This window comes from Mycolicibacterium insubricum (genome assembly GCF_010731615.1).
GTDB lineage: Bacteria > Actinomycetota > Actinomycetes > Mycobacteriales > Mycobacteriaceae > Mycobacterium > Mycobacterium insubricum.
Genome location: NZ_AP022618.1, coordinates 1,166,972 through 1,181,879 on the forward strand (window position 1 = coordinate 1,166,972; position 14,908 = coordinate 1,181,879).

Genomic DNA, 14,908 nt, shown 5'->3' on the forward strand with positions numbered 1-14,908 from the left:
CTTTCTTCGCAGAGTTAGCAAACTGGTCCGCCGAGCTTGCCAAAGTTGGCAATGTCAGGGGGTGGACCTGCGCATATGCGACGTGGCACTCTCTTAGCAGCGCACCAAAGACGTTGCAGGGGTGTTAGCAAGCCGGCGATCCCGGCAACACCCAAGCGACAGGCAGTCAAGAAGCACAGTCCGTCGAAGGAGTACCGCAAGTGTCCACCGTTGGCACCCCCAAATCCGCCGAGCAGATCCAGCACGACTGGGACCACAACCCCCGCTGGAAGGGCATCACCCGCAGCTACACCCCCGCCGACGTCGTCGCCCTGCAGGGCACCGTCGTCGAGGAGCACACCCTGGCCCGTCGCGGCGCCGAAGTCCTCTGGGACCAGCTGCACGACATGGACTTCGTCAACGCCCTCGGTGCGTTGACCGGCAACATGGCGGTCCAGCAGGTCCGCGCCGGCCTGAAGGCCATCTACCTGTCCGGTTGGCAGGTCGCCGGTGACGCCAACCTGGCCAGCCAGACCTACCCGGACCAGAGCCTGTACCCGGCCAACTCGGTGCCGCACGTCGTGCGCCGGATCAACAACGCCTTGCTGCGCGCCGACGAGATCGCCAAGGTCGAGGGTGACACCTCGGTGGAGAACTGGCTGGCCCCGATCGTGGCCGACGGCGAAGCCGGCTTCGGTGGCGCCCTCAACGTCTACGAGCTGCAGAAGGCGATGATCGCCGCCGGTGTCGCGGGTTCGCACTGGGAGGACCAGCTGGCTTCGGAGAAGAAGTGTGGTCACCTCGGTGGCAAGGTGCTGATCCCGACCCAGCAGCACATCCGCACCCTGACCTCCGCGCGCCTGGCCGCTGACGTCTCCGACGTCCCGACCGTTGTCATCGCCCGCACCGATGCCGAGGCCGCCACCCTGATCACCAGCGACGTCGACGAGCGCGATCAGCCGTTCATCACCGGTGAGCGCACCGCCGAGGGCTTCTACCACGTGAAGAACGGCCTGGAGCCGTGCATCGCCCGCGCCAAGGCCTACGCCCCGTACTCCGATCTGATCTGGATGGAGACCGGCACCCCGGACCTGGCGCTGGCCAAGAAGTTCGCCGAGGGCGTCAAGAGCGAGTTCCCGGACCAGATGCTGGCCTACAACTGCTCGCCGTCGTTCAACTGGCGCCAGCACCTGGACGACGACACCATCGCCAAGTTCCAGCGCGAGCTGGGCGCGATGGGCTTCAAGTTCCAGTTCATCACGCTGGCCGGCTTCCACGCCCTCAACTACTCGATGTTCGACCTGGCCTACGGCTACGCCCGCGAGCAGATGAAGGCCTACGTCGAGCTGCAGGAGCGCGAGTTCGCCGCCGAGGAGCGGGGCTACACCGCCACCAAGCACCAGCGCGAGGTCGGTGCCGGCTACTTCGACAAGATCGCCACCACCGTGGACCCGAACAGCTCGACCACCGCGCTGTCCGGTTCGACCGAAGAGGGTCAGTTCCACTAATTCGATATGCATGCAGGCCCCGCCCGGCCCGTTCTGGGCGGGGCCTGTCGCATAATCTCCGCCGACCGACCGGCGACGAAACTTTCTAGCGACGAAATTTCAAGCTGCGAGAACAAGGGATGGGAACGACGTGACAACGAAAGCGATCGAGCGGGTCGGCATCGTCGGTGCCGGGCAGATGGGTTCCGGTATCGCCGAGGTCTGCGCCCGGGCCGGAGCCAACGTCAAGGTCTACGACACCACCGAGGCGTTCGTGACCGCCGGCCGCACCCGGATCACCAAGTCGCTGGAGCGCGGGGTGAGCGCGGGCAAGATCACCGAGCGGGAACGCGACCGGGCCCTGGACGGACTGTCGTTCACCACCGACCTCGCCGACCTGGCCGACCGCCAGCTCGTCGTCGAGGCCGTCATCGAGGACGACGCCGTCAAGGCGAAGATCTTCGCCGAGCTCGACGCCCTGATCACCGACCCCGACGCGGTGCTCGCCTCGAACACCTCCAGTATCCCGATCATGAAGATCGCCGCCGCCACCAAGAACCCGTCGCGGGTGATCGGTCTGCACTTCTTCAACCCGGTGCCGGTGCTGCCGCTGGTGGAGCTGGTCAGCACGCTGGTCACCGACCCCGCCGCCGCGGACCGCGCCGAGGCGTTCGCCGACGGCGTGCTGGGCAAGCAGGTCGTCCGCTGCTCGGACCGGTCCGGCTTCGTCGTCAACGCGCTGCTGGTGCCGTTCCTGCTGTCGGCCATCCGGATGCGGGAGGCGGGTTTTGCCAGCGTCGAGGACATCGACAAGGCGGTGGTGGCCGGGCTGTCGCACCCGATGGGCCCGCTGCGGCTGAGCGACCTCGTCGGCCTGGACACCCTCAAGCTGATCGCCGACAAGATGTACGCCGAGTTCAAGGACCCGTTCTACGGATGCCCGCCGTTGCTGGAGCGCATGGTCGAAGCAGGGATGCTGGGCAAGAAGTCCGGCCAGGGATTTTATCGCTACTAGGCGGCTACTGCTGGGTAGGAAATCGAAATCTCACAGGCACCTGTTCTATTGTGGGATGAAATAAGTGACTGGCGTCTCAATGCGGCAAGTTAGGTGTGTGTTCGGAAATGTCTCAGGTTGAAGCGGACCTTGCGCCGTACTACGAGGAATCTCAGTCGATCTACGACGTCTCGGACGACTTCTTCGCGCTGTTCCTCGACCCGACCATGGGCTACACCTGCGCGTACTTCGAGCGTGACGACATGGAACTGGAAGAGGCACAGAACGCGAAGTTCGACCTGGCACTGGGCAAGCTCAACCTGGAGCCCGGCATGACGTTGCTGGATATCGGCTGTGGCTGTGGCTGGGGCGGGGCGCTGCGCCGGGCCGTGGAGAAGTTCGACGTCAACGTCATCGGCATCACGTTGAGCAAGAACCAGAGCGCCTACAGTCGCAAGCTGCTGGCCGGCATCCCCACCCAGCGCACTGTCGAGGTGCGGATGCAGGGTTGGGAGGAATTCGAGGACAAGGTGGACCGGATCGTGTCCATCGGCGCGTTCGAGGCGTTCAAGGCCGAGCGGTATCCGGCGTTCTTCGCCAAGGCCTACGACATCCTGCCCGAGGACGGCCGGATGCTGCTGCACACGATCCTGGCGCACACGCAGAAGTTCTTCCGGGACAACGGCATCAAGCTGACCATCTCGGACCTGAAGTTCATGAAGTTCATCGGCGAGGAGATCTTCCCGGGTGGGCAGTTGCCCGCGGTGGAGGACATCGAGAAGCTGGCCGCCGATTCGAACTTCACCCTGGAGCGGGTGCACCTGCTGCAGCCGCATTACGCCAAGACCCTGGACTTGTGGGCCGCCAACCTGGAGGCCAACAAGGACGCGGCGATCGCCATGCAAGGCCAAGAGGTTTACGACAAGTACATGCACTACCTGACCGGCTGCGCGGACTTCTTCCACCGCGGCATCACCAATGTCGGCCAGTTCACGCTGGCCAAGGGCGGCGCGACCGCCTGACGCCCACCGGCCGAGCAGACCCGAGAAGGCGCCTGAGGATCCGCTACGCGGAGGCCAGGCGCTTTTTCTCTGCCTCGACGTCGAAGTCGGCCGGCGGCCAGGACAGCTGCATACCGTGCAGGGCCTCGATGAGCAGCTCGGTCACCGCCAGCCGGGCGTACCACTTGCGGTCGCAGGGCACCACGTGCCAGGGCGCGTACTCGGTGGATGTGCGGTCCAGCACGGTCTGGTAGGCGTCCTGGTAGGCCGGCCACAGCGCGCGTTCGTCCAGATCGCCCGGGTTGTACTTCCAGTACTTGTCGGGCCGCTCCAGCCGCTCGGCCAGCCGGCGTTTCTGCTCGTCGAGGGAGACGAACATGGCCACCTTGACGATGGCGGTGCCGGCGTCGGTCAGCTCCTTCTCGAAGGCGTTGATCTCGTCGTAGCGCGCGCCCCACACGTCGGGCGGGACCAGTTCGTGCACCCGGACCACCAGCACGTCCTCGTAATGGCTGCGGTCGAACACCCCGATCTTCCCCGGCCCGGGCAGCGCGTTGCGGATGCGCCACAGGTAGTGGTGTGCGCGTTCCTCGGCCGTCGGGACACCGAAGCTGGTGTACCGGATGCCCATCGGGTTCCCGGCGCCGACCACGTGCTCGACGATGCCGCCCTTGCCGGCGGTGTCCATGCCTTGGAGCACCAGCAGGACGCTGCGGCTGTCGGTGCCGGTCTTGCCGCACGCGTAGAGCTGTTCCTGCAGCGCGGCAAACACCCCGTTGCGCTCGGCCTGCAGGTCCGGGGCGTCGGACTTCTCGCCGGAGAAGCCGGGGGTGGCGTTAGTGTCGATATCGGCGACTCGGGTGCCCGGGCGGAAGGTGAGTACCGAACGCGGTTTGTGGGTCCAGAGGTCGGGCAGCGCTGACATGGCAGCCATTAGATCAGGCGGGGTCGACCTTCGGGGGCAGCACGGGGGAGGGGTGTTCGGTGTTGCGGAACACCTCGAGCGAGCCGCCGACCTCGACGATCCCGCACAGCGAGCTCCACGCCATCATCGTCAGGTAGTCGATCAGCTCGTCGGAGCTCATCCGCCGGTGTGACATCCAGGAGTGGGTGGCCAGCTGGACGCCGCCGACGATCATGTACGCCCAGGGCTCGACACCTTTGGTGTCCATGCCGAAATCCTGCATCCGCCGACGGAACATCACGGTCAGCATCCCGGCGATGATCCGTTCGCTGTCGGCGATCACCTTGCTTTTGCTGGCGGAGCTGTTCGCGAAGACAAACGGGTAGATCTCGGGCTCGGCGGCGACGGTCTCCACGTAGACCCGGATGATCTCCCGGACGAGGTCGTAGCCGTCCAGATGCGCCGACAGCGCGGCGGCCATGTTCGGGATCAGCGTGGTCTGGGCGAACCGCATCATCACGGCCGTGGTGAGGTCGTTCTTGTCGACGAAGTAGCGGTACAGGACGGTCTTGGAAACGCCGATCTCAGCGGCGATTTCATCCATGCTGACGTCGCGTCCGCGCTGCCGGATGGCCTCCAGGGTGCCGTCCACCAACTCGTTGCGCCGGTCCACCTTGTGTTGGTGCCAGCGACGTTTGCGGCCGTCGATCTTGACGACGCCGGGCTGCGGCTGCTGGGTCACGATTGGTGGTTTCCGTTCGGTGAGTCTGTCCCCAGTCTACGGGGTGGCGCTGCCGGGCGTGGTGTCACACGCCCCGTCGCGGCCTGCGGCGGTCACAGTAACTGGGTCGGTGAGGAACGCTGGGTTCCACGAACCCGGCTGCAATGATGAACCTGTGACGCGTGCAGCTCTGACCGACTCGTTGGCCGAATCCTTCGCGGGTGCGGATGTGGAGGCCGACGCCGAGCGGCGCCGGGGGTTGCGCCGGATGAAGGCTGTCGCGCTGGGATTCCTGATCGGCGCGACGCTGATCTTCGGTGTCTGCACCTGGATCGAGTCTCTCGGCGAGCCGCCGGCATGGGTCGGCTACGTGAGCGCGGCCGCCGAGGCGGGCATGGTCGGTGCGCTGGCCGATTGGTTCGCCGTCACCGCGCTGTTCAAGCACCCTCTCGGCCTGCCGATCCCGCACACCGCGATCATCCGGCGTAAGAAGGACCAGCTCGGCGAGGGGCTGGGCACCTTCGTCCGGGAGAACTTCCTGTCCCCACAGGTCGTCGAGACCAAGATCCGCGACGCCGACATCCCGGCGCGCCTCGGTGACTGGCTGATCGACCCGGGGCACGCCATGCGGGTGGCCACCGAGACCGCGACGGTGCTGCGGGTGGCGGTGGAATTGCTCAACGACGACGACGTGCAGCAGGTCATCGACCGGATGATCGTGCGCCGGATCGCCGAGCCGCAGTGGGGCCCGCCGGTGGGCCGGGTGCTCTCCACGCTGCTGGCCGAGCGGCGCCAGGAGGCGTTGCTGCAGCTGTTGGCCGACCGGGCGTTCGAGTGGGCCCTCGCTGCCGGCGACACCATCGACCGGGTGGTCACCCGGGATTCGCCGAGCTGGAGCCCGCGCTTCGTCGATCACCTGGTCGGTGACCGGATCCACCGGGAGCTGATGGATTTCACCGACAAGGTGCGCCGCGATCCCAACCACGAGTTGCGTCGGTCGGCCACCCGGTTCCTGTTCGAGTTCGCCGAGGACCTGCAGAACGATCCGATGACGATCGCCAAGGCTGAGGCGGTCAAGGAACAGCTGATGGGCCGCGACGAGGTCACCCGGGCCGCCGAGACGGCCTGGCGGACGCTCAAGACGCTGGTGCTCGACGGGGTCGAGGACCCGTCGAGCACGCTGCGGCTGCGGATCGCCGATTCGGTGATCGGCATCGGCGAGTCGTTGCAGGCGGAGCCCGAGACCCGGGCCAAGGTTGAGGACTGGATCGTGCGCGGGGCCAAACATCTCGTCGCGCAGTACGGGGTGGAGATCACCTCGATCATCACCGAGACCATCGAGCGGTGGGACGCCGACGACGCCAGCCGGCGGATCGAGTTGCACGTCGGCCGGGATCTGCAGTTCATCCGGATCAACGGCACCGTGGTGGGGTCGCTGGCCGGGCTGGTCATCTATACAGTGGCGCAGATCATATTCTGACCTGCGCTAACTAGTGCTTGCAATTGCTAGCGGGGTGGCGTAATGTCGGTGTTACCGGACAGTAATACCGACAGGAGGTGAGCACCGTGACCCAGGACGAGAACCTGGCCACCGTGGTCACCGCCGCCGCGTCCGACATCGGCGAGTTCATCAAGTCGCAGCGCGAGGCGGCCCAGGTCTCGATCCGCCAGCTCGCCGCCCGAGCGGGGGTGAGCAACCCGTACCTGAGCCAGATCGAGCGCGGATTGCGCAAGCCGTCGGCGGAGGTGCTCGGCCAGATCGCCAAGGCCCTGCGCGTCTCGGCCGAGGTGCTCTACATCCGCGCCGGCATCCTGGAACCGGCCGAGAGCAACGCCGTGCGCGACGCGGTGATCAACGACATCGCCATCACCGAACGGCAGAAGCAGTCCCTGCTGGACATCTACGCATCGTTCCTGCGGCAGAACGAACTCGACCAGCTCGAGTCCGCGCCCGCCGAACCACCGCCGCCACCGCCGCCACCGGCTCTGCCGTTGGCCGTCGTTGAGGAGCCAACCACTGACTGATCCCCAGAACCCGTCCATCCACCAACCGACATCCATCTGATTCAGGAGGAAAAGAAAATGGCTGAGAACACTGTTGAAGAACTGAAGGCCCCGCTGCTGGCCGCCGTCGGCGCTGCCGACCTGGCCCTGGCGACCGTCAACGAGATCGTCGCGACCCTTCGCGAGCGTGCCGGCGAGGCCGGCGAGCGCGCCGGTGAGGCCCGTGAGCGCCTCACCTCGGGCCGCGAAGAGGCCCGTGACCGGCTGACCAAGCTGCAGGAAGAGCTGCCCGAGCAGCTCGGTGAGCTGCGCGAGAAGCTGACCGCCGACGAGCTGCGCAAGGTCGCCGAGGGCTACGCCGAGTCCGCCCAGGCCACCTACTCGAAGCTGGTCGAGCGCGGCGAGGCCGCCCTTGAGCGCCTGCGCAACCAGCCCGCCATCGAGCAGGTCACCGACCGCGCCGAGGGCTACGTGGACCAGGCCGTCGAGCTGACCCAGGACGCCCTGGGCAACGTGGCCGCGCAGACCCGCGCCGTGGGTGAGCGTGCCGCCAAGCTGGTCGGCGTCGAGCTGCCCAAGAAGGTCGACGAGGCCGTGCTGGACGCCGAGGTCAAGGTCGAGGGTGCCGCCGCCGCGGTGAAGAAGGCCCCGGCCAAGAAGGCTCCGGCCAAGAAGGCCGCCCCGGCCGCCGCCAAGAAGGCCGCCCCGGCCAAGAAGGCTCCGGCCAAGAAGGTCACCCAGAAGTAATTCCGTCACCACGGCGAGGCCGGACCGGTTCACACCGGTCCGGCCTTTGCTGTGTGCGATGAGTTCGACGGCGTGCCCGTGCGTGTTTAGGGTGGAGCGGTGCTGAAGACGATCCTGTACGACGTGATGTTCTATCTCGTGTTCGTGCTGGCCCTCGCGGTGCTGGTGATGGCGGGATACGCGGCCGTACATGCCGGGCTGCAGCGCCCGGACGCCTATACCGCGGTCGGGAAGCTGACCAAGCCGGTGTGGCTGCTCATCCTGGTGGCGGCCGTCGGGCTGGCGGTGCTAGGCGTGCTCTACCACTCGATCACCGGCATCGCGATCGCCGCGTGCGCGTCCGGGGTGTACCTGGCCGACGTGCGCCCCAAACTCCTGGAAATCCAGGGAAAGTCACGCTGAGATATGCGTATCGCCGCTGTCGTGCTGACCGCCGGTCTGGCATTGGCCGCCCTGGTCTCCCCGGCTCAGGCGGAGGCCGACGTCGACATCGCGCCGCCCTATATCGACCACACCGAATGGACGTCCTGGGACGGCAAGGCCAGCCTGCGGGTCTACCCGACGCCGGCCGGGCGGGCCGCCGCGACGGCGCCGGGCGGATCGCTGCTGACCGGTGAGGCCTGGTCGGAGGTGCTGGCGCTGCAACCCGACGCCGACACCGCCGGCATGGCCGACCAGTTCAGCTGCCACTGGCACTGGGCGGAGTTCGCCGAGCCCGGCAAGTCCAGCTGGAACTTGGAACCGTGGCGGCCCGTCGTCACCGGCTCGCAGATGCTGGCCGCCCACTGCAACCCCGGCGGCCCGGAGGAGCGGCTCTAGATCCCCTGGAAGCAGGGGTCGTTGCCGCTCTTGGGGATGGTCGCGTTCTGCGCGGACAGCTGGGTGCGCACACCGGAGTCGGTGACCGTCACGCTGTCGGCCTTGATACCCATCGGGTAGTCCTTGGTCAGATCCGCGGTCGCGGCGTCCAGCAGCGGCTGCACGGTCTCCTTCGGCAGCATCAGCCCGAGCCCGGTCAGGCTGACCACCTGCAGAGACAGTGCGCCGTTGACGACGGTGGGGCGGGCGACGATGGTGGCCAGGCCGGCGTCGACGGTGATGGTGCCGGCGCTGGGGTTGGTGGTCACCGAGGACACCATCGAACCGACCAGCGGCAGGGCGTTCTGCACGGTCGTCTTGATGCCGGAGGTGGCCCAGTCCACGTTGGCGACCACCGATCCGATGGTGCCGGCGGAATCGCCGCTGTCGGACAGCGACACGTCGCGCAGCTCGAGGTTCAGCTTCATCCCGCTGGCGTCGCGGATCTGATTGCCCGCGGTCTCGACGCTGATCTCGGAGTAGTCGCGGGTGAAGTGCTGCCACAGGAACGGGGGCATCGCGCCGAACGACGCGGTGGCGTCGTCCTTGACCACGCACGCGACGATGGCGCTGACGATCTGGTCGGCGCGGTGCCGGGAGTACAGCTCACCGCCGATCAGCCCGGCGAAGCCGAGCGCGACGACGATGACGATGACCAGGCCGACCGACAGCGGGTCCGACAGCAGGCGGCGGATCTTCCCGGGTTCGGACTCCGCCGGCATCTCGGCCGCCGGGACCGCGGCGGGCGTCGCCCGGGCTGCAGCCGGCTGCGGCGCGGCGGCCTGGGATGTCGCCTGCTGGATGGCGATGGTGGCGTCGGGATCCTGGCGGGGGATCTGCACCGTCGGCTCGACCGGGGGCTGCTGCGGCGGAACCGGTGGCTGCTGCGGCGGGCGCTGCGCCCATTGCGCGTCGTCGGGAGCACCGGGGCCCTGCGGCGGATTCGTCACCTGGGCGATTCTGCCTTATCCGGCTGTGGGACCGCAGCAGGCGTTTCCAGCCCAGCGGTTCAGCGGTGGTTGCGGGCGGTCAGCACGCCCAGGGTCTCCCGGGCGGTGACGGCCACCGCCGGGTCGATGTCGCACATCAGCAACGACGGCTCGGCACCCGCGGTGACCAGCGGCTCACCCCACGGCGAGGCCAGCAGGCTGGCGCCGACGCCCGTCGGGCCCAGCTTCGCGATCTCGGCACCGGGATAGGCCTGGTCGACGGCGGCGACGTAGCCGCCGACGTCGAGTGCCCGGGCCCGGGCCAGCAGGGTCCACTGCTCGGCCTTGCCCGGGCCGGCGCCCCACGACGCGCTGACGGTGATCAGCGTCGTGCCGCGGCGCGCCAACTCGACGTACAGCTCGGGGAACCGGATGTCGTAGCAGGTGGTCAGGCCGACGGTGACACCGTCGACCTCGATCAGCACCGCCCGGTCACCCGGGGCGACGGTGCGCGACTCGGTGAACCCGAATGCGTCGTAGAGGTGGATCTTGTCGTAGCGGGCCGCCACCCCGCCGCCGGTGGCCAGCAGCGTGTTGGTGATCCGGCCGTCACCGGCCGGGCAGAACATCCCGGCGACGACGGTGACGCCGTGCTCGTCGGCCACCGCCCGCACGCCGTCGGCCCACCGCCCGTCGAACGGTTCGGCGATCTCCCGCAGTGAGGTGCCGAACCGGCACATGGTGGCCTCCGGGAACACCACCAGCCGTGCCCCGTCCGCGGCGGCCCGCGCGGTGTGCTCGGCGACCGTCGCCAGATTGACGTCCGGGTCGGTGCCGGCGGCGATCTGGGCCAGGGCGATCCGCATGGTTACAGACTAGGACCGGCAGCCGGTGCGACGAACTCCCACGGAACCGTCAGTATCCCGTCGCGCAGCCGGCGCCGCGGTTGCTCGACGGGCACCCCGGTGGCGGCCAACCGCTCGAGCATGGCCCGCCAGCGCACCCGCGGCCCGAACACCGACTGCCCGGCGGCTGACGCCCACGCGGCGTCGGCGGCGGTCAGCAGGTCGTGGATCGGCTCGCCGGGGATGTTGTGGTGAATCAGCGCCTTGGGTAGTCGTTCGGCCAGGTCCGAGGGCACTTCGATGCGGCGCGGATCGCACGCCAGGGTCAGGCTGACCGGCCCGCCGGCGTCCAGCAGCACCCAGCAGCAGCGCCGGCCCAGCTCGTCGCAGGTCCCGTCGACGATCAGCCCGTCACCGGTGATGCCGGCCCGCAGCCGCTGCCACGCCGCGGGCACCTCGGCCTCCGGGTACTGGCGCAGTACGTTGAACGCCCGCACCAGCACCGGGCGCAGCCCGGCCAGTTCGAACCCGCCGCGGGCGAACTCCACCCCGGCGCCGGCCGACGGGGCCGCGGCGGCCACCCGCGCCGGGTCGATCTCCAGCCCGGTCACCCGGACGTCGGCGCGCAGCCGGCGCAACCGGGCCGCCAGCTCCAGGGTCGTCACCGGCAGGGCGCCGTAGCCCAGATCCACCACCAGCGGGTCGGAGGCCTCGGCGAGCACGCGTTGTACCCGGGGGTGGTGCACCAGCCACCGGTCGCTGCGCCGCAGCCGGTTGCGGCCGGTGGTGCCGCGGGTGATGACACCGAGGGGTTTGGCACCGAGTGGTTTGGACATCAGCGCCTCAGCGCCGGCCGGCGATCCACTCGGTGGTGAAGCGCTGCTCGATCTGCATCAGTTCGGTGAGCTGCCCGCCGAGCATCTTCTCGATCTTGCTGCCGACCAGCGGCACCCGGACGTCGACGCTGGCCCGCAGCACCAGCCGCGCCGAGCCGACATCGAGCGGCGCCAGCAACGCGTCGCCGTTCAGCGACACCGGGGCGCCGGGGATGGCGCCGGAGACGGTGGCCCCGGCGGTGCCGTCGGACACCGCGCTCCACTGTTCGCGGCGGGTGATCCGCAGGTCGCCCCGGTGGAACTGGGCGACCACCCCGGGCAGCTTGTTGCGGTGCAGCACCTGCGTGGTGCGGACCAGGATCGCGCCGTCGGCGCCCACCACCAACTCGTCGAGGATCGCCTCGTCGGCGCCGGATTCGGCGAGGCGGGTGAGCCAGTACTGCTCGTCGGCGAATGCCGCCAGTACGACCTCGACACTGCTGTCATAGGCAGCGGTGATGTCGAATGAACGCGGCATAGCTGGTCAGGCTACCGTTGTGCTCCGTGACCGGTGCACGCTACGCGGGCGCGGCGGTGGCCGAGCAGGTGCCGCTGGCGTCGCTGACGACGCTGCGCACCGGACCGGTCGCCCGACGGGTGATCACCTGCGCGGACGCCGCCCAGGCCGTCGCCGTGGTGCGGGCCCTCGACGCCGACGGGACCGACGCGCTGCTGCTGGCCGGCGGATCCAATGTGGTGCTCGGCGACGAGTGCGCGGAGCTGACGGTGATCCGGCTGGCCGGCCCCGGTATCGAGATCGACGGGAACCGGGTGCGCGCCTACGCCGGAGCGACGTGGGACGACGTCGTCGTCGCGGCGCTGGCCGCCGGACTGGGTGGGCTGGAATGCCTGTCCGGGATCCCCGGGTCGGCCGGCGCGACCCCGGTGCAGAACGTCGGCGCCTACGGTGTCGAGGTCTCCGACACCCTGACCTGCGTCCGGTTGCTGGACCGCCGCACCGGCGGGGTGGACTGGGTGGCCGCCGACCGCCTCGGGCTGGCCTACCGGACCAGCGTGCTCAAGGGCTCCGCCGAGGCGGTCGTGCTGGACGTGGAGTTCGCCCTGGACGCCGGCGGGCGCAGCGCGCCGCTGCGCTACGGCGAACTGAGTCGCGCGGTGGGCGTGCAGCCGGGGGAGCGCACCGACCCGGTGCGGGTCCGCGACGCCGTGCTGGCGCTGCGCCGCGGCAAGGGCATGGTGCTCGACACGTACGACCACGACACCTGGAGCGTCGGATCGTTTTTTACCAACCCGGTGGTGACGGAGGCGCAGTACCGGGCGGTGTGCGCGACGGTCGACGGCCCGGTGCCGAACTATCCCGCCGGTGACCGGGTGAAACTGGCCGCCGGCTGGCTGGTCGAGCAGGCCGGGTTCGGCAAGGGCTTCCCGGGGCCCGGTGCCCCGGCCCGGCTGTCCACCAAGCACGCGCTGGCGCTGACCAACCGCGGCGACGCGACGACCGCCGACATCGTGGCCCTGGCCCGCGCCGTCCGCGACGGCGTCGTTGCCCGCTTCGGTATCCGGCTGGAACCCGAACCTGTGCTGGTCGGCGTGGTGATCTGAGTCTCGCCCGAGACGGTGATCTCAGTCCCAGGATTTCGGTTCTGTCACGGCGGTTCCGTATCCTGTGAACCAGTGAATCCGGACCGAAATACCCTGCACACGCCGCCGTCATCTGCGGCGGGCCTCGTGCTCGCGGAACTACACCGCTCGCCGAACCCGCCGGTGCTCAACCGACGGCGTGTTCTCGGTGCTCTGGTCCTGGGGGCCGCCGCGCCGGCCGCGCTGGCCGGTTGTTTCTCCGGGTCGAAGGATTCCGGCGGGGAGGCCACGCCGCCGGAGCTGAAGTTGACCTTCACCCCGGCCGACGCCAGTACCCAGATCAACCCGACGGTGCCGGTATCGGTGCAGGTCGCCAACGGCTGGCTGCAGCGGGCCGCGCTGACCAACTCCGAGGGCAAACCGGTCGCCGGGGTGCTGAACCGCGAGCGCACCGTGTTCACCGTCACCGAGCCGCTGGGTTTCTCCCAGACCTACGTGTGGAGTGGGTCGGCGGTCGGGCAGGACGGCAAGGCCGTGCCGCTGGCGGCGAAGTTCACCACGCTGGCTCCCAAGGCCACCGTCAACGGGCAGTTCCAGCTCGCCGACGGCCAGACCGTCGGCGTCGCAGCCCCGATCATCCTGCAGTTCGACGCGCCGATCACGGACAAGGCGGCCGTCGAGCGAGCCCTGACCGTGCACACCGAGCCGCCCGTCGAGGGCAGCTGGGCCTGGCTGCCGGACGAGGCGGAGGGCTCCCGGGTGCACTGGCGCACCCGCGAGTACTACCCGCCCGGCACCACAGTGCGGGTCGAGGCCAAGCTCTACGGCGTCGATTTCGGCGACGGGCACTTCGGTGCCGGCGACTCCACGCTGGACTTCACCATCGGGCGCCGGCAGGTGGTCAAGGCCGACGCCACCAGCCACCGGATCCAGGTGATCACCGACGATGGTGTTCTGTTCGACTTCCCGTGCAGCTACGGCGAGGGTGACCTGCCGCGCAACGTCACCCGCAGCGGCATCCACGTGGTCACCGAGAAGTACGCCGACTTCTACATGTCCAACCCGGCCGCCGGCTACAACAACATTCACGAGCGCTGGGCGGTGCGGATCTCCAACAACGGCGAGTTCATCCACGCCAACCCGAACAGTGCCGGCGCACAGGGCAACAGCAACGTCACCAACGGTTGCATCAACCTGTCCACCGCCGACGCCGAGGCGTACTTCCACACCGCCATGTACGGCGACCCGGTGGAGGTCACCGGCACCTCGATCGAGCTGTCCTACGCCGACGGCGACCTGTGGGATTGGGTGGTCAGCTGGGAGGACTGGAAGGCGATGTCGGCCCTCGGTGACGGCAACCCGGCCAACATCCCGTCGACCGCCCCGGTGACACCGTCGGGCGCGCCGACCCTGTCGGGCACCCCGACGTCGACCACCACGACGACGACCACCACCACCACCACGACGACCACCACCACGACCGGTGCGGCGCCGACGACATCGTCGACCACCCCCTCGTCGAGCGTTCCGTCGTCGAGCACAGCGACCACCACGACGACGGCCGGCGCGGGCGGCTAACCCCGATGCCGCGCAGCGCGGCTGCGGGTGCTTGTCAACCGTCTTCGACGGTGGTGGATGCGACTGCGTGGCTTCCGGCCGGGGCGGGTGCGCCTGCAGTGCACACGATCCCGTCGGGACGGGTGTGCAAAGTCCACCCGTGGTCCGAGGGGAAGCCGAGGCCACCGGCAACAAAACGGACGGTTCGCACGGGTGGCGGTACGTAATTGGTCGCTCGACCCCGTAAGGCAGGCCGAGTGACCACCTATGCACGCGAACCGTCGAACGCGCTCGGTAAAACCGCAGGTCACGGTCTCGGGGCGTCGACGATCGTGTTCGTGAGTGGTCGCTCGCCCCCGATTTCCGCGTCGAGCGACCACTTGGAAACCGAAAACCGCGCCCGACGACGGATTCGTCGTGCAACCGTCAGACTGATGGACGTCTGATCCACGCACGTTGTGGACG

The 14,908-nt window shown here is 68.7% G+C and carries 16 protein-coding genes and 1 pseudogene; 11 read left to right on the plus strand and 6 right to left on the minus strand.

What is annotated here, in order from left to right; all coding sequences use genetic code 11:
- Positions 1-200: 200 nt before the first annotated feature.
- The 3 genes from aceA to G6N16_RS05355 all read left to right on the plus strand — a co-directional run bounded on the left by aceA (position 201) and on the right by G6N16_RS05355 (position 3,482).
- Entirely contained in the window at positions 201-1,487 is a 1,287-nt protein-coding gene (aceA, locus tag G6N16_RS05345; protein ID WP_083031592.1) for an isocitrate lyase, read from the plus strand.
- Positions 1,488-1,617: 130 nt separating this feature from the next.
- Positions 1,618-2,481: a 3-hydroxybutyryl-CoA dehydrogenase gene (locus tag G6N16_RS05350; RefSeq protein ID WP_083031591.1), complete on the plus strand. Its 864-nt coding sequence runs from the start codon at positions 1,618-1,620 to the stop codon at positions 2,479-2,481.
- Positions 2,482-2,588: 107 nt separating this feature from the next.
- On the plus strand, positions 2,589-3,482 hold the full coding sequence (locus G6N16_RS05355; RefSeq protein ID WP_083031589.1) for a cyclopropane mycolic acid synthase family methyltransferase: 894 nt from the start codon (positions 2,589-2,591) through the stop codon (positions 3,480-3,482).
- Between the two features lie 43 nt (positions 3,483-3,525).
- Here the strand turns inward: G6N16_RS05355 and G6N16_RS05360 are convergent, their stop codons facing one another.
- Positions 3,526-4,386: a polyphosphate kinase 2 family protein gene (locus G6N16_RS05360; RefSeq protein ID WP_407663618.1), complete on the minus strand. Its 861-nt coding sequence runs from the start codon at positions 4,384-4,386 to the stop codon at positions 3,526-3,528.
- A gap of 13 nt (positions 4,387-4,399) precedes the next feature.
- Complete coding sequence (locus G6N16_RS05365) at positions 4,400-5,107, minus strand: TetR/AcrR family transcriptional regulator (protein WP_083031586.1); 708 nt, start codon at positions 5,105-5,107, stop codon at positions 4,400-4,402.
- Positions 5,108-5,261: 154 nt separating this feature from the next.
- Between G6N16_RS05365 and G6N16_RS05370 the strand changes: the two genes are divergently transcribed.
- From G6N16_RS05370 to G6N16_RS05390, 5 genes are all read left to right on the plus strand, one after another.
- A complete protein-coding gene (locus G6N16_RS05370; protein ID WP_163787783.1) occupies positions 5,262-6,566 on the plus strand; it encodes a DUF445 domain-containing protein in 1,305 nt (434 codons plus the stop codon).
- Positions 6,567-6,652: 86 nt separating this feature from the next.
- Entirely contained in the window at positions 6,653-7,111 is a 459-nt protein-coding gene (locus tag G6N16_RS05375; protein ID WP_083031539.1) for a helix-turn-helix domain-containing protein, read from the plus strand.
- A 57-nt stretch (positions 7,112-7,168) separates the two neighbouring features.
- Entirely contained in the window at positions 7,169-7,837 is a 669-nt protein-coding gene (locus tag G6N16_RS05380; protein ID WP_083031528.1) for a heparin-binding hemagglutinin, read from the plus strand.
- A 126-nt stretch (positions 7,838-7,963) separates the two neighbouring features.
- Positions 7,964-8,239, plus strand: a complete 276-nt coding sequence (locus G6N16_RS05385; protein ID WP_083031537.1) for a DUF2516 family protein — start codon at positions 7,964-7,966, stop codon at positions 8,237-8,239.
- A gap of 3 nt (positions 8,240-8,242) precedes the next feature.
- Positions 8,243-8,656, plus strand: a complete 414-nt coding sequence (locus G6N16_RS05390) for a DUF2599 domain-containing protein (RefSeq protein WP_083031527.1) — start codon at positions 8,243-8,245, stop codon at positions 8,654-8,656.
- Here G6N16_RS05390 and G6N16_RS05395 read toward each other — a convergent pair.
- From G6N16_RS05395 to G6N16_RS05410, 4 genes are read right to left on the minus strand one after another with little or no spacing between them, the layout of a single operon-like run.
- Positions 8,653-9,645: an LmeA family phospholipid-binding protein gene (locus tag G6N16_RS05395; RefSeq protein WP_234805884.1), complete on the minus strand. Its 993-nt coding sequence runs from the start codon at positions 9,643-9,645 to the stop codon at positions 8,653-8,655. The two genes, G6N16_RS05390 and G6N16_RS05395, sit on opposite strands and share 4 nt — an antisense overlap.
- Before the next feature lie 59 nt (positions 9,646-9,704).
- Positions 9,705-10,490, minus strand: a complete 786-nt coding sequence (locus tag G6N16_RS05400) for a carbon-nitrogen hydrolase family protein (protein ID WP_083031525.1) — start codon at positions 10,488-10,490, stop codon at positions 9,705-9,707.
- 2 nt (positions 10,491-10,492) lie between these two features.
- Positions 10,493-11,305, minus strand: coding sequence for an SAM-dependent methyltransferase (locus G6N16_RS05405; protein ID WP_083031524.1), 813 nt, complete (start codon positions 11,303-11,305; stop codon positions 10,493-10,495).
- A 7-nt stretch (positions 11,306-11,312) separates the two neighbouring features.
- Positions 11,313-11,822 carry a DUF2505 domain-containing protein gene (locus G6N16_RS05410; protein ID WP_083031522.1) on the minus strand — a complete coding sequence of 170 codons (510 nt, stop codon included), beginning with the start codon at positions 11,820-11,822 and terminating at the stop codon, positions 11,313-11,315.
- Positions 11,823-11,848: 26 nt separating this feature from the next.
- Between G6N16_RS05410 and G6N16_RS05415 the strand changes: the two genes are divergently transcribed.
- From G6N16_RS05415 to G6N16_RS05425, 3 genes and pseudogenes are all read left to right on the plus strand, one after another.
- Entirely contained in the window at positions 11,849-12,907 is a 1,059-nt protein-coding gene (locus tag G6N16_RS05415) for a UDP-N-acetylmuramate dehydrogenase (protein WP_083031521.1), read from the plus strand.
- A gap of 126 nt (positions 12,908-13,033) precedes the next feature.
- Positions 13,034-14,347, plus strand: a pseudogene (locus tag G6N16_RS05420) (L,D-transpeptidase); the annotation flags it as partial.
- Between the two features lie 353 nt (positions 14,348-14,700).
- Positions 14,701-14,889 (plus strand): hypothetical protein, encoded by a 189-nt coding sequence (locus tag G6N16_RS05425; protein WP_163787784.1) that lies wholly within the window; start codon positions 14,701-14,703, stop codon positions 14,887-14,889.
- Positions 14,890-14,908: the final 19 nt, after the last annotated feature.

Excerpts from the sequence above, each read along its gene's own strand:
- G6N16_RS05385 (WP_083031537.1), top strand. The coding sequence starts at position 7,964 with ATGTTCTATCTCGTGTTCGTGCTGGCCCTCGCGGTGCTGGTGATGGCG.
- G6N16_RS05355 (WP_083031589.1), top strand. The coding sequence starts at position 2,589 with ATGTCTCAGGTTGAAGCGGACCTTGCGCCGTACTACGAGGAATCTCAG.
- G6N16_RS05390 (WP_083031527.1), top strand. The coding sequence starts at position 8,243 with ATGCGTATCGCCGCTGTCGTGCTGACCGCCGGTCTGGCATTGGCCGCC.
- G6N16_RS05410 (WP_083031522.1), bottom strand. The coding sequence starts at position 11,822 with ATGCCGCGTTCATTCGACATCACCGCTGCCTATGACAGCAGTGTCGAG.
- G6N16_RS05380 (WP_083031528.1), top strand. The coding sequence starts at position 7,169 with ATGGCTGAGAACACTGTTGAAGAACTGAAGGCCCCGCTGCTGGCCGCC.
- G6N16_RS05360 (WP_407663618.1), bottom strand. The coding sequence starts at position 4,386 with ATGTCAGCGCTGCCCGACCTCTGGACCCACAAACCGCGTTCGGTACTC.
- G6N16_RS05405 (WP_083031524.1), bottom strand. The coding sequence starts at position 11,305 with ATGTCCAAACCACTCGGTGCCAAACCCCTCGGTGTCATCACCCGCGGC.
- G6N16_RS05400 (WP_083031525.1), bottom strand. The coding sequence starts at position 10,490 with ATGCGGATCGCCCTGGCCCAGATCGCCGCCGGCACCGACCCGGACGTC.